This is a genomic window from Streptomyces sp. NPDC052064 (genome assembly GCF_055585925.1).
On sequence record NZ_JBVJJE010000021.1, the window covers coordinates 84,762 to 101,231 of the forward strand.

Annotated in this window: 14 protein-coding genes and 5 pseudogenes; 6 read left to right on the forward strand and 13 right to left on the reverse strand. The window is 68.8% G+C overall.

Annotated elements, in window-relative coordinates:
- Positions 1-335: 335 nt before the first annotated feature.
- A pseudogene (locus ACZ6TU_RS38120) lies at positions 336-929 on the forward strand (helicase associated domain-containing protein); the annotation flags it as partial.
- Positions 930-1,054: 125 nt separating this feature from the next.
- Here ACZ6TU_RS38120 and ACZ6TU_RS38125 read toward each other — a convergent pair.
- From ACZ6TU_RS38125 to ACZ6TU_RS38135, 3 genes are read right to left on the reverse strand one after another with little or no spacing between them, the layout of a single operon-like run.
- Positions 1,055-1,759 (reverse strand): PaaI family thioesterase, encoded by a 705-nt coding sequence (locus ACZ6TU_RS38125; protein WP_467682059.1) that lies wholly within the window; start codon positions 1,757-1,759, stop codon positions 1,055-1,057.
- Positions 1,760-1,794: 35 nt separating this feature from the next.
- Positions 1,795-2,805 (reverse strand): zinc-dependent alcohol dehydrogenase, encoded by a 1,011-nt coding sequence (locus ACZ6TU_RS38130; protein ID WP_467682057.1) that lies wholly within the window; start codon positions 2,803-2,805, stop codon positions 1,795-1,797.
- Positions 2,798-3,229, reverse strand: coding sequence for a tautomerase family protein (locus ACZ6TU_RS38135; protein ID WP_467682055.1), 432 nt, complete (start codon positions 3,227-3,229; stop codon positions 2,798-2,800). The genes ACZ6TU_RS38130 and ACZ6TU_RS38135 overlap by 8 nt, the downstream gene beginning before the upstream one ends.
- A 125-nt stretch (positions 3,230-3,354) precedes the next feature.
- Between ACZ6TU_RS38135 and ACZ6TU_RS38140 the strand changes: the two genes are divergently transcribed.
- Entirely contained in the window at positions 3,355-3,945 is a 591-nt protein-coding gene (locus tag ACZ6TU_RS38140; RefSeq protein WP_467682054.1) for a TetR/AcrR family transcriptional regulator, read from the forward strand.
- Positions 3,946-3,994: 49 nt separating this feature from the next.
- Here ACZ6TU_RS38140 and ACZ6TU_RS38145 read toward each other — a convergent pair whose 3' ends face one another.
- The 3 genes from ACZ6TU_RS38145 to ACZ6TU_RS38155 form a co-directional block, all read right to left on the reverse strand.
- Positions 3,995-4,471, reverse strand: a complete 477-nt coding sequence (locus ACZ6TU_RS38145) for a tautomerase family protein (RefSeq protein ID WP_467682052.1) — start codon at positions 4,469-4,471, stop codon at positions 3,995-3,997.
- A 79-nt stretch (positions 4,472-4,550) separates the two neighbouring features.
- Entirely contained in the window at positions 4,551-5,177 is a 627-nt protein-coding gene (locus tag ACZ6TU_RS38150) for an NAD(P)-dependent oxidoreductase (protein ID WP_467682050.1), read from the reverse strand.
- A 26-nt stretch (positions 5,178-5,203) separates the two neighbouring features.
- Positions 5,204-6,046, reverse strand: a complete 843-nt coding sequence (locus ACZ6TU_RS38155; protein ID WP_467682048.1) for an aldo/keto reductase — start codon at positions 6,044-6,046, stop codon at positions 5,204-5,206.
- Positions 6,047-6,119: 73 nt separating this feature from the next.
- On the opposite strand from ACZ6TU_RS38155, the gene ACZ6TU_RS38160 reads away from it, so the two are divergent.
- Positions 6,120-6,785, forward strand: a complete 666-nt coding sequence (locus ACZ6TU_RS38160) for a helix-turn-helix transcriptional regulator (RefSeq protein WP_467682046.1) — start codon at positions 6,120-6,122, stop codon at positions 6,783-6,785.
- Positions 6,786-6,843: 58 nt separating this feature from the next.
- A pseudogene (locus tag ACZ6TU_RS38165) lies at positions 6,844-7,059 on the forward strand (hypothetical protein); the annotation flags it as partial.
- Position 7,060: 1 nt separating this feature from the next.
- Here ACZ6TU_RS38165 and ACZ6TU_RS38170 read toward each other — a convergent pair.
- From ACZ6TU_RS38170 to ACZ6TU_RS38200, 7 genes and pseudogenes are all read right to left on the reverse strand, one after another.
- Positions 7,061-7,351, reverse strand: a pseudogene (locus ACZ6TU_RS38170) (transposase); the annotation flags it as partial.
- A gap of 490 nt (positions 7,352-7,841) precedes the next feature.
- Positions 7,842-9,219: pseudogene (locus ACZ6TU_RS38175) on the reverse strand (IS1380 family transposase).
- A 263-nt stretch (positions 9,220-9,482) separates the two neighbouring features.
- On the reverse strand, positions 9,483-10,052 hold the full coding sequence (locus tag ACZ6TU_RS38180; RefSeq protein WP_392361328.1) for a GNAT family N-acetyltransferase: 570 nt from the start codon (positions 10,050-10,052) through the stop codon (positions 9,483-9,485).
- A 359-nt stretch (positions 10,053-10,411) separates the two neighbouring features.
- Positions 10,412-11,071 carry a hypothetical protein gene (locus ACZ6TU_RS38185; RefSeq protein WP_467682044.1) on the reverse strand — a complete coding sequence of 220 codons (660 nt, stop codon included), beginning with the start codon at positions 11,069-11,071 and terminating at the stop codon, positions 10,412-10,414.
- Positions 11,072-11,118: 47 nt separating this feature from the next.
- Entirely contained in the window at positions 11,119-11,355 is a 237-nt protein-coding gene (locus tag ACZ6TU_RS38190; protein ID WP_469553384.1) for a hypothetical protein, read from the reverse strand.
- 42 nt (positions 11,356-11,397) lie between these two features.
- On the reverse strand, positions 11,398-12,180 hold the full coding sequence (locus ACZ6TU_RS38195) for an AAA family ATPase (RefSeq protein ID WP_467682040.1): 783 nt from the start codon (positions 12,178-12,180) through the stop codon (positions 11,398-11,400).
- A gap of 6 nt (positions 12,181-12,186) precedes the next feature.
- Positions 12,187-13,560, reverse strand: coding sequence for a transposase (locus ACZ6TU_RS38200; protein WP_469553387.1), 1,374 nt, complete (start codon positions 13,558-13,560; stop codon positions 12,187-12,189).
- 368 nt (positions 13,561-13,928) lie between these two features.
- Here ACZ6TU_RS38200 and istA point away from each other — a divergent pair.
- A pseudogene (gene istA / locus ACZ6TU_RS38205) lies at positions 13,929-15,520 on the forward strand (IS21 family transposase).
- Complete coding sequence (gene istB, locus ACZ6TU_RS38210) at positions 15,517-16,314, forward strand: IS21-like element helper ATPase IstB (RefSeq protein ID WP_469553390.1); 798 nt, start codon at positions 15,517-15,519, stop codon at positions 16,312-16,314. Before istA ends, istB begins: the two are co-directional and overlap by 4 nt.
- Positions 16,315-16,470 lie beyond the last annotated feature (156 nt).

The following is a 16,470-nucleotide window of genomic DNA, read 5'->3' on the forward strand; positions in this document are numbered from 1 at the left end:
TCAACCTCCTTGCACCAGGCCAGCCAACCAAGCTTGTCACCACCGACCGCGCCTGCAGCCACGCCCTATGACCCACCCCACTCCCCCAAGCCTCCAGACCACCCTGACCAGCACAGACTCCCTCCGCCGGATCCACCCAGCAATAGCGAATCCTTCGACGATCACTGGATTCCGGAACGATCACTGAACTCGCACCTCAGAGGGCTCCTTGGCTCTTGCACCTCCACGGAAATCCCAGCTCAGATTGATTCGCCACGACGACTAGGGATCCTGAAACGATCACTAGATCAGCAGCGCAACCGCATCACTCACGCAGTGATCCTTCGCAGATTTGTCACATGGCCAACCTGCGCCGGAAGGGCGGCCTGGGCAAGGACCCGGAGCGGGCGGCGGAGCGAGCGAAGCAGCTGGCCGCGATCGCCCCGGACTGGGACTGCCCGTGGCCGCTGGACTGGCAACGCCACTACCGCGTCCTCGCGGACCTGGTCGACGCCGACGGCGTCCTGCCGGCCATCGAACCCGGGGTGCTGTTCGAGGGCGATGACCTGGGCAAGTGGCTGGAACGGCAGAAGAATCCGGGCACCTGGGCGCAGCTGTCGAGCGAGCAGCAGGAACGGCTGTCCGCGTTGGGCGTGCAGCCCGCTGAGGCCCCGTCTGCTGCCCCGGCGGCCACCCGCGCGACGAAGGGCACGAGCAAGGCGCAGCAGGCCTTCCAGCGCGGACTTGCCGCCCTCACACAGTGGATCGAACGGGAAGGCGCCCACCGGCCCGTGCCGAGGGGCCACAGTGAACAGATCGCGGTCGGCGGCGAGGCCGAGCCGGTGGTCATCAAGTTGGGCGTATGGGTATCGAACACCCGCGCGAGGCGGGACAAGCTCACCCAGGAACAGCTGGACGCACTGCGGAAGCTGGGAATGGAGTGGGCGTAACGGTGCCGACGGTGGAGGCAGGACCGGAGGTGGGCGTGCTGTTGGCCCAGGAGGCAATGGGGTTTGTGTGCCGGATCCGTTCCGCCGGCAACTTCTGGCGGGGGATACGCCGTGTGCCCGGCTGGTTACCGTTCGGCTTGCAGCCCCGGGAACAGGGTGCGAGTGCGGTGGGGGTCGGGAGCAATGAAGACCCCGTCGGCCGTGACGAGGTTCGCGTCAGGGTCTGTCTGGGTGGTGATCGACCCGCTCACGAAGATCTTGCGGTCGTCCGTGCCGGTGACGCGGGCGAGGGTCCGCAGAGGTGTTTCCAGTGGGACCGGGCGGTGGTAGCGCATCTGAAGGGAGACGGTCAGGCCGGGCGTTCCCGCTGCTGCGCAGGCGCGGCCCATGAGTTCGTCCAGGAGCATGGCGCTCATGCCGCCGTGGCCGTAGCCGGGCGGCCCTTCGTGGGCGATGCCGAGTGTGCAGTGACCCACCAGGCCGTCGGCGGTGGGTGTTACCTGTACGGGCGGGGCCAGCGGGCTTCCGGCCCCGGTCACTGGGCTGTAGATACGTGTCCCTGTGGGGAACTCGTCCACCTCGGGGATCTCCGCCCGCGACCGCTGTCGGCCCGTCAGCTGGCTGGTGATGGCGCGGACGCCGTCCGCCACACGGTGGAGGGTGTCCGGGGAGGCGGCGGTGCGGACGGTGGCTTCCACCAGGGCGCGCAGTTCGTGGCCGAGGTGGGTGATGGCCGCCTTCTGGTCTTCCAGTTCCTCTTCCTCGGCTGTCGCTCGCGTGGGGTCGGTGGCAGTGCCAGTGGGCGGCGGGTCGGTGAGGGAAGTGTGCATCGGGTTTCTCGGTGGGGTGGGCTGGTGGGGTGGGGTCAGTCATCGGCCCGGACGAAGACCGGCTTGAGGTGCTTCTCCGGCAGCGCGGTCGGCAGGTCCTCCCAGTCGATGACGCGGGAGACGACTTTCTCGGGGGCGACCTTGCCGGAGGCGGCGAGTGCGAGGGCGTCGGGGATGTGGGCACGGACGTTGTCGCGGGCGATGCGCAGGGTGACGCCGTTGAGGTACATGTCGAGCAGTGGCAGTTCACCGGGACGGAAATGATTGCCCGCCGACTCGCACATCCCTTCCGGAGTCAGGGATTTGACGGCGAGGGCGAGCTGGTCGACGCGGCCGGTGGCCTCGACGGCGATGTCGTAGCCCTGGGGGATCGGGTCCAGGGTCTCGGCGGTGGCGGCCCCGAACGCGCGGGCCAGGGTGCGGTGTTCGGGGTCGGGGTCGACGTAGAGCACGTCGGAGGCGCCGAGGGCGCGGGCGATGTCGCACACGTAGAGGCCGATGCTGCCGCGGGCGACGACCAGGACGCGTGCTCCGGGGCGGGCCTTGAGGTGCGGGGCGACCAGGCGCCAGGCCAGGGACCAGTTGTCGCTTGCCGAGGCCATGGCGACCGGGTCGAGGCCGGCCGGTAGCGGGACGAGCATGGCGTCGGCGTAGGGCACGCGGACCAGGTCGGAGAAGAGCCCGCCCCAAGTGCCGCCGATCGGTGCGCCGTACATCGCCATGTAGGGGACGGCGGTGCAGTGCGCGGTCAGCCCGGCCCGGCATCGCTCGCAGGTGCCGCAGTTGATGGACCAGGGGACGACGACCAGGTCGCCGGGTGCGACGGTGGTCACGGCGTCGCCGGTATCGACGACCCGGGCGACGCACTCGTGGCCGAGGGCGAACGGTGGGTCGATGAAGCCGTGACCGGCCAGGATGGAGGAGTCGACGTCGCAGGAGGTGGCGGCCACCGGTGCGACGATCGCCTGCCCGTCGGACTGGAGTGTCGGGTCGGGCGTCTCGCGCCACTCGACGGTGCGCCGGGCGACGTAGGTCAGTTCACGCATCGGTGCGCTGCCCCTTCGCCAGTGCCACCAGGTCGGCGTAGCGGATGACGGAGCCGCCCGCACCCCAGGTGCCGTCGGGCTGCTCGTGCACCAGCACCCACACCCGCAGTGTGTCGTCCCGGCCGAGGCCGGCCGCGGCCAGGACGGTCTTCGTCGCCTCCTCGACCAGGCCCGCCTTGCGGCGCTCGGACAGGGCTCCTTGTGGGACGGTGACCTCCACCAGGAAGCGCGGCGCGTCGTCCTCGGCGGTGGTCTGGGCGCCTTCCGGCAGTTCGGTGAGGTAGCTCCACGCCTGGGTGCGGAAGAACGCCGTGTCGGGTGCGCCCTCCCAGCGCAGCAGCACCGCCGCGAGGTCACGCTGGATGCTCTGGCGGCCTTGTGCGGTCAGGGCGGCGGCCGGGGCGGTGAGCCGGATCATCGGCATGGCATACCTCGCTTTGTTTCGTTCGTCTTCTTGTCGTTCGACGACACAGGTATATGACGGTCGTTATAAGTGCCGATCACGCTAGACTATGACGGCTGTTATATCCAGTGGGGTCAGAAGGGATCATGTACGTGACCAAGCCCAGCCCGGCGGCGCGCGAGCGGATCGTGGCCGGTGCGGCCGACATGATCAGCCGGCGCGGTCTGAACGCGACGAGCATCCGCGAGATGGCCAAGCACGCCAGGGCGCCGCTCGGCTCGACGTACCACTACTTCCCCGAAGGCAAACAGCAGTTGGCCACCGAGGCCGTCCGCTACACGGGCGAGTGGGTCGCGCGCCGTCTGCGCAAGGAGCTGGAGGCGGGGCCGGCCTCCGGGCTGCGGGCATTCCTCGGCCTGTGGCGCAAGATCGTCGTCGACAGTGACTTCCGGGCGGGCTGCCCGGTTCTCGCCGTCTCCATCGAGGAGCCGCCCACGGACGAGACGCCGGCCGCCCTGGTAGCCGCAGCTGACGTCTTCAACGCCTGGGAAAGCCTGCTGGCCGACTCGCTGTGCGAGCACGGCGCCGAGCGTGAGCAGGCGGCCCAGCTCGCCACCCTCGTCGTCGCGGCCGTCGAGGGGACCGTGGCCATGTGCCGCGCCAAGCGCAGCACCCAGCCCCTGGATCGCACCGCGGAGCAGTTGCAGGCCCTCGTCCTCGCCGCGATCAAGGGCTGACCGGGCAGGGGCAGGGCTCCGTGCATGCCTGGAACCGTCGTTGTCGACTTCAGGCGCCCAGCGCGGCACGGACGGCTTTGGCCCTCTCCTCCGTGAACACACCGCTCTCAAGGAGGGGGAGGACGGACAGCACACCCCCGGACGAGCCCCAGCTACCCTCGTCGATCACGCGGAAGTTGACCCACCACGTCGGTGACGGCTTCTCCAGTCCGCAGGACTTCGCCAGCGCGGCCAGGACGCGCTCGATGACCTGGCCTCGTACGTCCGGCTGCCAGGCGGCGTCCATGACCGCGATGTCGATCACCATCACGTCGAGTTCCTGACCGGCGTCCGAAAGCAGCCGTCCGCCGATGGCCACCATGTCCAGCTCGCGCTCGACGAAGTGCACCTGGAACCCGACGCGGGCGGCCGGGACGGGCTGCCCCACCTCGGGCACCAGCACCGCGTCCGTCAGCGTCTCGGCCAGCTCACGGCGCTGCTCAAGGCCGAGGCGTCCCTTGGGGGCGTTCACGGTAATGATCGTCACGACATCCTCCTATGACAGGCGTTATAGAGCCCGAGGCTACACCCGTCTATAACGACTGTCATACTCGGAGTGCGGACACTCAGTCCGAGATCACGGCGGCGCGGTTGATCCACTCGCTGCCGTGTGCTGCCTGGTGCATGAAGGCGGCGACGTCCGCGCGGCTGATCGTCGGGTTGCCCTTCATCGGCAGCCGGTCGTCCGCCCTGTACGTGCCCATGGCGGGGCCGTGGGTCAGCCTGGTGGGGTAGACCACGGTCCAGTCCAGCCCGCTGGAGCGGATGCTCTCGTCCGCGATCTCCTTGTCGGCGTAGATCGACCGCAGCAGCGTGCTGTAGATCAGCTTCTGTGTGGTGCTCGACCAGTGGAAGGTGTCGCCGACACCGAACGACGACAGCCACACCAGGCGGGAGACACCCGCTTCCCCGGCTGCGCCGATCACGGCCGCCGAGGCGCGCGTGAAGAGGCCGTCGGCGCGCACCGAATTTCCCCTGCCGAGCGCGGAGACGATCGCGTCGTGTCCGGCCGCGGCGGCTGCGAGGTCGCGGTGTGAGGTGGCTTCGCCGGTGACCGGCGTGACCCGCTCGGCCAGGTCACCCAGGGCCGCCGGGTTGCGGACGAAGGCCGTGACCGAGTCACCGGATCGCACCGCCAGGTCGATGACATGACGACCGGTGGGACCGGTCGCGCCGAGGATCAGCAGCTTCATGGCAGGGGCTTCTTTCGTGTGCGATGTCAGGACAGGTCGGCGAGGTCGTCGTCGGTGAGGGTGATCGCGGCGGCGGCCATGTTGTCCTCCAGGTGCGGGAGGGATCCCGTGCCCGGGATGGCCAGGGCCACCGGGGAGGTGGCCAGCAGCCGGGCGAGGCCGATCTGGGGGACGGTGGCGCCGTGCCGGGCCGCCACCTTCGCAAGACGCTCGTCGTCGAGTTCCCGACCGCCGCCCACAGGGAAGAAGGGCACGAAAGCGATGCCGGCCTCCTGGCAGGCGGCCAGGACGTCCGCGTCGTCAGACTGGGCGGCGTGGTTCTGCACGGCGGCGACAGGTGCGATGGCGCGGGCCTCCGCGAGATGCGCGGTGTCGACGTTGCTGAGGCCGAGGTGCCGGATCAGGCCCTCCTCGCGCAGCGCGGCAAGCGCCTCGAAGCGTTCGGCGAGCGACTCACCGTGCGGGGGTGTCATCGCCCCGATGCGCAGATAGACGAAATCGAGCCGGTCCACGCCCAGGCCGGTGAGGTTGGCTTCGACAAGGCCGCGCATGTCGGCCGGGGTGCCCTGGTGGAGGCCGTCGGGACGGATGATCGGGCCCACCTTGGTCGCGATGACCAGGTTGGACGGGTAGGGGTACAGCGCCTCGCGAATCAGGCTGTTCGCACGCACCGCACCGCCGTGGCTGACGTAGAAGTCGGCGGTGTCGATGTGGTCGGCCCCGAGTTCGACGGCGCGCCGCAGCACGGCACGGCCGGCCTCCGGGTCGCGGGCGGGGCCGCCCATACCGTCCTTGGACGGCAGACGCATGGCGCCGAATCCGAGCCTGTTGACGTCCAGGTCGCCGCCGAGGCGGAATCTGTTGCTCATGGGCTTGAGCCTGTACGGCCCGGCACCAGCCGACGAGAGCGTGGCATGTTGCTGCCACCCGCACAATGAACGCATGCCACAGGTCATGATGCTTCGCGGTGATGTTGAGCTCTGGACGCGGCTCAAGCCCTTGACGGAGTCCGACGACACGGAATGGGTCAACGTCGCCCGCGACCTCGACACCTGGCCCGGCGCGCGCGAGGCCGCCCGCCTGACGATGCGCCGCAACGGGGCAGTTCCGGCCCGCAAGCTGTACAGCCCCGCCGTACTCGCCGACGAGCGCGACCGGGAAGCACTGCGCGAGATGGCAGCACACGGCATGCAGATCCGGATCACCGCCGCCCCCTTGTCCCGGGGAACTTTCTTCATCGACCGGCGAACCATGATCCTCACCGACCCCATCACACCCGCACCGGCCGCCCACGGACACCGCACCTACACCATGAGCGCCACACCGGCCCTGGTCGACGGGGCCTACGCGCTGTTCCAAGCCGCTTGGGAGAGCGCCACCGACCTCGCGGCCTTCCTCAGCGCGGAATGGCCCCGGATCGACGCCCAAGCCGCAAGGGTTCTGCGCGCCCTGACCTCCGGCGCCACCGACGAGACAGCCGCACGGGAACTCGGCATGTCGCTGCGCACCTACCGCCGCCGGGTCGCCGAACTGCTCGTCACCCTCAACGCGGGCTCCCGTTTCCAGGCCGGAGTACGCGCGGGCGAGTTGGGCCTGATCCACGGGTGATCGCCGCCATCAACCGACACGCTCAGCCACAGCCGTGGGCAGCCGCAGCCGACCACCATTGCAGAACATCGGCCGCGCACTCACGTTGAACCGCGACAGCTCAACGAAGGTCGCACGGATCATCGTGCCCGTGTTCCCGGAGCCCGGCGAGGACCCCACCGACATGGTCGCCAGCTTCCGCCCCCTTGTAGCGGTCCTCCAAGGCCTCCGCAGTCACGATGAACAACTCGTCGAGCAGCTCACCTCCCATGCCCTCAGCAGCGGCGGGAAGCGCGGTCGGTCAGGACGGTCTTGGAGCGTTTGCCGTTGCGGGAGTTGCCGCAGTCCTTGCCGGCCGGATCGTGCTTGTCATAGCCGAGGTGGTCGGTGATCTCACCCCCCAGGGCGGATTCCAGCAGCCGTTTGGTCAGCTGCTGGAATCCGCCCTCGCCGGTCAGCTGCAGGCCCTCGGCCTGGGCACGGCCCACCAGCTCGTCAATCAGCTGGTCGTCCACGGCCTTCACCGACACACCCTTCGCGGGCTCGACGGCCTCGGACTCGGACACGTTCTCACTGGTCAGATGCATCCTCCATGATCGGGAGTCACACCGAACGATTTACAGTCCCGCGTGGGCCGAGATACGGAACGTGCAGAACTTCCGGGGCCCTTCGGTCAGTACATGCGGTGGGGCACTCGTTCCCGCTTTCTGTAGCCAGACGGTTGGGGGCAACCCCTCATATCTTCCTCAGCGATGTACCAGGAGGTGCTGTGGTGGGCATTGCTGAGGGGCCACACGGTGGGTGGCGGTGACTTTTGGCGGGTGTTCTTACTCCGCTTGGGGCGTGGTGGCTGGGGCGGGCGGAGTTTGCACTGTTCCGCAAAGTCGGTCAGGCGCGGCAGCCCTGTCGAGCCTAGCCTCGATCTTGCGTAACGGTCTGCCGACAGAGTCGGCGGACCGTTTTGCATTCTTACGGGGTGATGGACAGGCCGATGGCCCGACTCTCGTGTCGGATGGGCGCCGGGTTCCACGGGTCCGGGTGTGGAAGTGCTGTCGAAGGGACGGGGGGATCTGCTGGTCAGTCGGGGCTCGGCAGTTGGGCGAGCCGTTCGAGTGCGGCCGTGATGTGGTTGGTCCAGGGCCAGTGCCCGGCAAGGCGGAGGATCCGTCGACGGCCAGTGGTGATGAGTTGTCCTGCCGCGGTGAACAGGCGGAGTCGCAAACGGCGGGGCTCCCAGCACCTGGCCTTGCCGGTCAGGGCGAGCATGGGCATCCAGGCCAGCAGGTCGAGGGCGATCTGCACGATCTCGAGCCAGACCTGGTTCTGGGCGGTGTGGTGCAGAGGGAGGTTGCGCAGGCCGGTGGCCCTGGCGGCCCGGATCCGGTCCTCGGCCCGGGCTCGCAGTCGGTGTCGCAGCTCGAGCTCGGCAATGGGCCGGCTGGTGGTGTTGGTGGCGAAACACGTGAGCCGCATGCCGTCGGCGTCGGTGAGCCTCAACTGGGCTCCCGGATGCGGCCGTTCCTTTCTCACGATCAGCCGCATGCCCGTCGGCCAGCCGTCCAGGATGTTGCCGGTGAGTTCGGCGACCCAGGCCCCGTCACGGATCTCGCCGTCCGCTTCGACGGCCGGTGTCCAGGCGGATGCTGGGACTTTCAGCACGTGCTGGTGGATCGCGTCGGTGATCACCATGCCGACGGAGTAGGACAGCCATCTGCCGCGCTGGGTGAGCCAGGCGAGGAAGTCGTGGGTACCGCCCGCGGAGTCGGTGCGGATGAGGGTCTGGCGACCACGCCGGTACTTCTTCGGGAGTTGGGCGAGGGCTTGGCGGGTGGTGGTGATGTGGTCGGCGGCGGTGTTCGAGCCCGCGTTGCCCGGTCTGAGCAGGGCCGCGACGGGTTCCCCGGTGCCGCCCGGTCCGTGGTCGACGAAGGCCATGAGGGGGTGGTGGCCGTAGGTCTTCTTCCAGGTCGGGGCGGCGTCCTCCTTGTCCGAATGCGCGATCACCAGCACTCCGTCCAAATCGATCGTCACGCGGCCCTCCTGGTCGGGAGCGTGTGAGCCGGCCAACGACCACATCCGGGAGCGGACTTGGGATCGTGCGGCCCGGATGGCCCGTAAGCTCTTCTCTCTGCTGGAGGCGAGGGTGCCGATGAGGCGGGAGACGGTCGGGTCGGAGGCCACGTGGCCGAAGACGGCCGGCTCGGCCCGGAGCATGGCGATGTCAGCGAGGCAGTCGCCGCCCATCGCGACCGCCAGGGCAAGGTCCAGGAGGATCTTGCCGGGATCGTGGACGGCCCGCGGCTTCCTCCAGGGAGCGAGTCCGGCGGATATCGCCTGTTCAAGGCCACTCTTGCGGACCGTCTCAACGAGCAGGACCGAACCGGCCTGTGAGACGACCTGACGGCCGTCGCCCTGGACACGTGACACGCGGGTACGACCCGATTGGCTCTCTCACCTGGAAGGTGCTCTTTTCCTTGCAGCCAACAGGGCCCTCAGCAAGTCCTATCGTTGCAGGTCACCAGCTCGTGGTCACCTCGCCTCGGAAAAGCGCGAGGCTAGAAGCGTGGGCCGGTAACGAGCAAGCCGCCGACCGTTGGTGATCGGATGTCTGGCGGTCTGGAGTATGTGGGCGGTGTCGGGCCGGGTTCAAGGTCTGGTTGCTGTGGAGGGTGATGCCGCCGCCTTATGGAAGATCACGAACAGGAGGCGGCGTCGGGCTCAACCGCCTGATCGACGGCCAAGATCAGCGGACAGCGCCGCGTAGATGTACTCGCTGCCCCAGCGATCCCCGTCGAGGTCGTTCTCGACCAGGTGTGCCTCCCGACGCATCCCAAGACGCTCACAGACCCGCACAGATCCGGTGTTCTCCACGTCCAGCCGTGCGTAGAGCCGGTGCACGCCCAGCGTGTCGAAGGCAAACCCGGCCAGCGCTGCGGCCGCCTCGGTCGCGTAGCCGTGTCCCTGGTGACCTGGGTCGAGAGTCCAGCCGATCTCGGCCTGGGCCGCGCGGGCATCAGCCAGGGTGAGGCTCACCTCGCCAAGGAGGCCGGGCTCATCGCGTCGGCAGACAGCGAGCGCCAGCTTGTCCCCGTCGGCGCGCCAGACCGTCTGCGCCGCGCGCTCGGCGGCAACCTGCCCGCTGCGCTCACGCGTGTGCGCCGGCCGGTACAAGTAGCGTGCCACGCTCGACAGGCTCTGGTAGGCGTACAGGTCATCGGCATCGTCAGGAGTGAACAGACGCAGCGACAACCGGGACGTGGTCAACGGCAGCAGCGGGACGATGTCCAACCGGACCTCCGGAGGCGGATGTGGATCAAGTTGCGGCCTGATTTTCGCATCACGGCTGCCCGGCAGCCACGCCTTTTCAAGAGCAGCGCTAGGGCAGCCGCACTTCACCCCGAGGCTCGGCATTCCAGGAGTTGCTTACTGACCCACGCTCCTCGATCTTGCGTGAGGGTCCGCCGACGGAGTCGGCGGACCGTTTTTCATGATTTCTGGACGAGCAGAACCGAACCGGCCTGTGAGACGACCTGACGGCCGTCGCCCTGGACACGGACATGCGGGTACGACCCGATTGGCTCCCTCGCCTGGAAAGTGCTGTCTTCGTTGCAGCCAACAGGACCCTCAGCAAGTCCTATCGTTGCAGGTCATGGGTACTTCCTGTGTTTCTGATCAGCGCTTGGACAGCCCACCTCGTGAAAGCGCGAGGCTAGGGGGCCGGTGAAGAGGCGGTCGCTCCTGCTGCCGGTGGTGAGGAAATGGGTGAACATCGCGGCCCGTAGGAGGGGGCGTGCCCAGTCCGGCACGGAGTGGGTCATGCAGCCCTGGCGGGTGTTCCTGCGGTCGTGGAGCATCAGCGTGCTGGCGTCCAGTGCGGCATCAGTGACGCGGGCAGTGTCCAGCTGGGTCATCGAGGCGGCCGTGACGCAGGCCGTGGCCAGTTCGGCCGCGAGGTGCGGGTGCGCGGTGGCGGCGTGGAGGCGGCGGGCGATCTGGCTCTCGGCGAGAGGGGTCAGCGCGGGAGGGGTGAAGCCGCGCTCGCTGGCTGTCGGTGCCCGGCAGGAGCAGCGGTCGCTGTCGTCGATGGACTGCAGTGTGGTGAGGGCCGGCAGGTTGATCCAGCGCCGTGACAGTGCGGCTGGCGGGCTGTCCTCGCTCTCGCCGGCGGCTTCCCCGTAGGACAGGACCGCGTCCGCGTCCGCGAGCTGGTGGTCCGTACGGCTCAGGGCCCGCTCCAGGGCAGCAGGCGTCTTCCGGTGATGGCACACCAAGGCAAGGCGCAGCCCCGTCCTGGCGCGCAGGGCCATCAGCTCGCCCAGACAGCGGGGGTCGAGTAGGTGGGCGCGCAGAACAGTCAGGCAGGTGATGGGGGGGCGAGGATCCAGGCGGCGCACAGGGTCCAGGCGGGGCGGGGATCAGAGGCGGGGTAGCCGGTCAGGGGTACGGGTTTGCCGAGGGCGGCGAGGATGTCGTAGGCGAGGGTGAGGGTGGAGTCGGTTCCTGGGGTCGGGTGGATGGTGACGCGGCCCTCGGAGGGGTTGTGGGCAGCCAAAGCTGCCCGGGTGTGAGCGACGTCGTCACGCGGGTCCATGACGAGCGTGACCGCGGGTGGGTTCGGGCAGGTCAGCATGGGTCAGGCCGCCTGGCGGGTGCGGAGTTTGCTGTAGGCCCAGCGGAGAAGGTCTTCGTCCACGGTTTTGCGGCCGGTCTCCTTCAGGCCGACGGTGAGGTGGTGGGTGATCTTCGCCCAGGCGCGGAAGTTCCCGTGCGCGGCCTCCTGGTCGCAGATAGCGATCAGTTCAGAGTCCGCGTCGGCCCATACAGGGTGGAAGGCGGGAATGACGGTGAGAACCTCGTCCAGGGGCATGCCACCGATCTCCTGCCAGGCGTAGACGCGGGACTCCAGCATCGGCTCGCTCTGCAGCATCTCGAAGCAGCCGTTCCCGCCGGTGAAGACGATCGTCAGGTCCGAGTCGGTGTCGTCCCACAGATAGCGCAGGTACTCGAAGCACAGCTTCGATAGCCACTGCGCCTCGTCACACACCAGCACCCGTGGTTCCTCCAGAGCGCCGCGCAGCATCCGGTCGAACTCGACCGCGTGCGAGGGCGGGCGGCCGGCCAGGTCCAGGGCGTGGAAGAGCTCGTGACGAAGGTCGCGAGTGGAGGGCCGGGCCCGGAACTGGATCCGGCGGGTCAGCGTCGGCGCGAGCTCGCGCAGCGAGGCGTTGACCGCGAAGGACTTACCGTTGCCTGCCTGCCCGTAGATACAGATCATCGCCTTTGCCTCGATCGCGGCCCGGATGTTCTCCCGAGCCGTGAGCAGCGCCCGCGTGGAGACGATCTGGGCACCGGGCAGGCGCATGAAGTGGTCCTCCCGCTCCTTGGGCAGGCGCCCCCTGCGTTCAGCGGTAGCCATCTTGCGTCACTCCTTACTGTCCGAGGCTGGCTCGGTGCCGGTTGCGTTGTCTGCCGCGGGGTTGTCAGGCGTAATCCCCGGACGCGGCCGGGCGGTAGGGGCGGGACGTGGGCGGGCCCAGCCTGCGGGCGGGTCCCGGGGCGGGATCAGGTCCGGAAGCGCGCGGGCCGCCAGATCTGTCGCCTTCGCACGGGCGATCTCCGCCTGGGCTTGCTGCCTGGTGACCGTGCGCCGCGGACGAGGAGTACCCGGTGTGGTCGTGGCCGTGTAGCGGGTCCGGCGCAGCTTCTCTGCCGCCTTCAAGTCGGCTTTCAGCGCGCGGGCTTTCTTCTCCCTGACCGAGCTGAGCGCCCTGCGCTGTTCGAGCGTCGCTTCCTCAGCCAGGTAGGCGGTCCCGAGATGGCGGCCCCGTCCCTCGGAGGCGAAGACCTCGATCTGCCCGTCGTAGTGCGGCAGGTACCGCAGCCGGACCCGTGTGCCAACGTGGCCGACCATCCACGGCGCGATGTAGAAGCGGCGCCGCCACCTGATTCCGCTCGTCGAGATCTTCCGTGGTCTGCCGTCGTCCTCCAGCGCGAAGAACGCCAGCCGTTCCTCGTCCGCGTCCGCTACGGGGCTCGGATCCGCCTCCCACGCCGCCATCGGGGTGAGCCCCGGCTGAAGGCCGGAGGGCTGGTGTTCGGTGTTCCACCACCGCACCCAGCCCAACAGCGCGTCGACGAAGTCCGCGAAGGACAGGAGATCGGCCACCTCGTCGGGACGGTGAGCACCCACCGGGCGGGCCCGGTGGGTGCAGCCCGGAAGGGAGACCAGGAACATCTCCTCCACCGCGCTGTTCAAAGCCTCGACCGTGCCCTTGCGGTATGGCTTGTAGGCTGGCAGGTCATCTACCGAGACCGCGAAGGCGCCCAACGCCCGCGACACTGTCTGGCACAGGAACTCCTTGCCGCGGTCCACCCGCACCACGGTGGGCAGACCACCGCACGGCCCGTAGGGGGCGGCGCGGCTGATCCCCGTCCGCAGCGCCGCCAGCACGGCGTCGCGGGCCGGCTCATGCGGGGTGACAGCCACCCCCACGATCACCTTCGTCGCGACATCGATGAACCACGTCACCCACGGACACACCGCCTGCCCCTCGACCTCCACCCGCACCGGAATCCGCTTGTGATCGCCCTCCCAGCACGCGTTGCGATGCGTCGGCGGGCGCTTCCCATACACGTCGTAACGTCGGCGGCCTGTCTCACCAGACCGCAGCCCTGCCCGCTCCCCCGCGGAAAGGTCCTGGCGGACAGCACGCTGCAGGGTACGCAGGGAAGGCACGACGCTCACATCTGCAGCGGCGGCTGCCTCAGCGACCAGTTCCCGGTGGACGGCAGCCACGTTCCCGCCCCACACCGCCAGACGGGCACGGAGATCAGGAGTCACCGAAACCCTTGAGGGGCGGTGGGGCGACAGGCGCCCTTCCCCTCGGGCGGCAGCGACCCAGTTCCACACCGTCCGCAGTGACACACCCATCGCCGAAGCGACCAGCTGGGCATGGACAGTGGTCAGTTCGCCCTTGGCATCCAGTGCCAGCAGCCGTGCTACCGCCCCCTCACGGCCCGGTGGCTTTGTCGGTGGAACCTGACACCACTTGTCGCTCAGGGCCGAGAACGCCCTGTTTGGCCGGAGGGCGATGTCTGTGAGTTCTGGCAACGCTGGAGGGGTTGCGGTGGGAGCATGGACGTGCTCTGCGGGATGAGGCTGCGATGGCGCCACCGAAGTCCAAGGTCGACTTGTACGCGGCGATCCGCCGTGATGCCCGGGCAGGGATGTCGTACCGGGCCTTGATGCGTGAGTACGGAGTCGGATTCCGCACAGTGAAGGCCGCGTTGGAGTCGGTCTGGCCGGAGCCGCGGAAGAAGCCGCGGCCGCGCGGGACCCGCCTGGATGCCTACAAGCCGTTGATCGACCAGATGCTCCGGGCGGATCTGGATGCTCCGCGCAAGCAGCGTCACACCGTCAAGCGGATCTTCGACCGGCTCATCGACGAGCACGGGGCGGAGTTGGGATTGCTGTTGAGGCCGGCCGCGGGGTGGTGCACGCGTTCATCCCGCAGTCCCACCGGCCGGGAGCCGAGGCGGAGGTGGACTTCGGCGACGTGAAGGTAAGCCTGGCCGGCGAGCTGGTCACCTGCTTCGTGTTCGCGATGCGCCTGCCGTACTCGGGCAAGGCCGTGCACCGCGTGTTCGCCTCCTGCGGCCAGGAGGCGTTCCTCGAAGGCCACGTCCATGCTCTCAGCGTGCTGGGCGGCGTCCCGACCGGCAAGGTCCGCTACGACAACCTCCGCTCCGCGGTCTCCCGGGTGCTGAGCTCGCGGTCCCGCACGGAGCACGAGCGATGGACCGCGTTCCGGTCGCACTACGGCATCGATGCCGCGTATTGCCTGCCGGGCATCGAGGGCGCCCACGAGAAGGGCGGGGTCGAAGGTCAGATCGGCTGGTTCCGCCGCAATCACATGGTCCCCGTCCCCGAGGTCGCCTCCCTCGCCGAGCTGAACGCGATGATCGAGCAATGGGATGAGGAGGACGAACAGCGCCGGATCGGCACCCGGCCACGGCCGGTGAGCGAGTACTTCGCCGTCGAACGGCCGCTGCTGCAGCCATTACCGGACGAACCCTTTGAGACGGGACGGCTGTTCAGCCTGCGGGTGGACCGCTTCAGCCAGATCAGCGTCCGCACCAACCGCTACTCGGTGCCGGTGCGGCTGATCGGCCGGACGGTCCGGGCGGTGCTGCACGCGTCCGAGCTGGTGGTCTACGACGGCCAGCAGGAGGTCGTCCGCCATGAACGGCTGATCGCCAAGGGGCAGGCCCGGCTGGATCTGGACCACTATCTGGAAGCCCTGGTCCGCAAGCCCGGCGCGTTCCCCGGTGCCACCGCGCTCGAACAGGCCCGTTCCGCAGGGAAGTTCACGCCGTTCCACGACGCCTGGTGGGAGGCGGCGAAGGCTGCCCACGGCGAGCGGGACGGCACCCGGGCCCTGATCGAGGTCCTGCTGATGGGCCGCCACGTCTCCCACGAACACCTGGTCGCGGGGCTTGCCTCCGCGCTCAGGGCCGGCGCCCTGACCGCGGACGCGGTCGCCCTGGAGGCGCGGAAGGCGGCCGAAGCCGACGAGGTCGCGGCTCCGGTTGTTCCTGCGGAGCCGGACCGGACGAACGTGACCTCGCTGACCGAACGGCGGCTTGCCCAGCTGCCGCCCGACACCCGGCCGCTGCCCTCGGTCGCGGCCTACGACCAGCTGCTGCGAGCACGGCGGCCGGCTGGCCGCCCCGCCATCCAGGGAGAGATGCCGTGACACTCAAACGACACCGAGGGCTGACCGAACAGGCCGCCGACGCCGCCGTCGATCAGGCATGCCGCATGCTCCGGCTGCCCACCATCCGGGCCCAGTTCCCCGAACTGGCCGAAGCCGCCGCCCGTGACCAGATGTCGAATCGCGGGTTCCTCGCCGAGCTGCTGATGGCCGAGTGTGACGACCGGGCCCGGCGACGCTCCGAACGGCGGATCAAGGCGGCGCAGTTCCCGCGGGAGAAGTCGCTGCGGGCCTTCGACTTCGAAGCCAACGGGAACGTCGACGCAGCCGTCATTCACACCCTGGCGACCTGCGAGTGGGTCAAGAAGGGACTGCCGCTCTGCCTGATCGGCGACTCGGGCACTGGCAAGCCCCACCTGTTGATCGCGCTCGGCACCGAGGCCGCCATGGCCGGCTTCCGGGCCCGCTACACACTCGCCACCAAGCTGGTCAACGAGTTGGTCGAGGCGGCGGACGAGACGGTCCTGACCAAGACCATCGCCCGCTACGGACGCGTCGATCTGCTCTGCATAGACGAACTTGGCTACATGGAGCTGGACCGCAGGGGCGCTGAGCTGCTGTTCCAGGTGCTGACAGAGCGGGAGGAGAAGAACAGCGTCGCCATCGCCTCCAACGAGTCGTTTGGAGGGTGGACAAAGACATTCACCGATCCGCGGCTTTGCGCGGCCATCGTCGACCGCCTCACCTTCGGCGGGAACATCATCGAGACCGGCACCGACTCCTACCAGCTCGCCAGCACCCGGGCCACCCGGGCGCAGAGCGCAGTCTCAGGCTGACCCGTCCGAGCCTCAAAAACCGGCTACCCGTGCCACGACCGAGTGCGCGTGCGCTGAACACGCTAAGACGTCATCTCATTTGGGTCGGTAGGCTGTCGGTCGTGGTCTCGATCGTTGAGCGGCTGGTGCCGGATGAGCTGTGGGAACTGTTCCAAC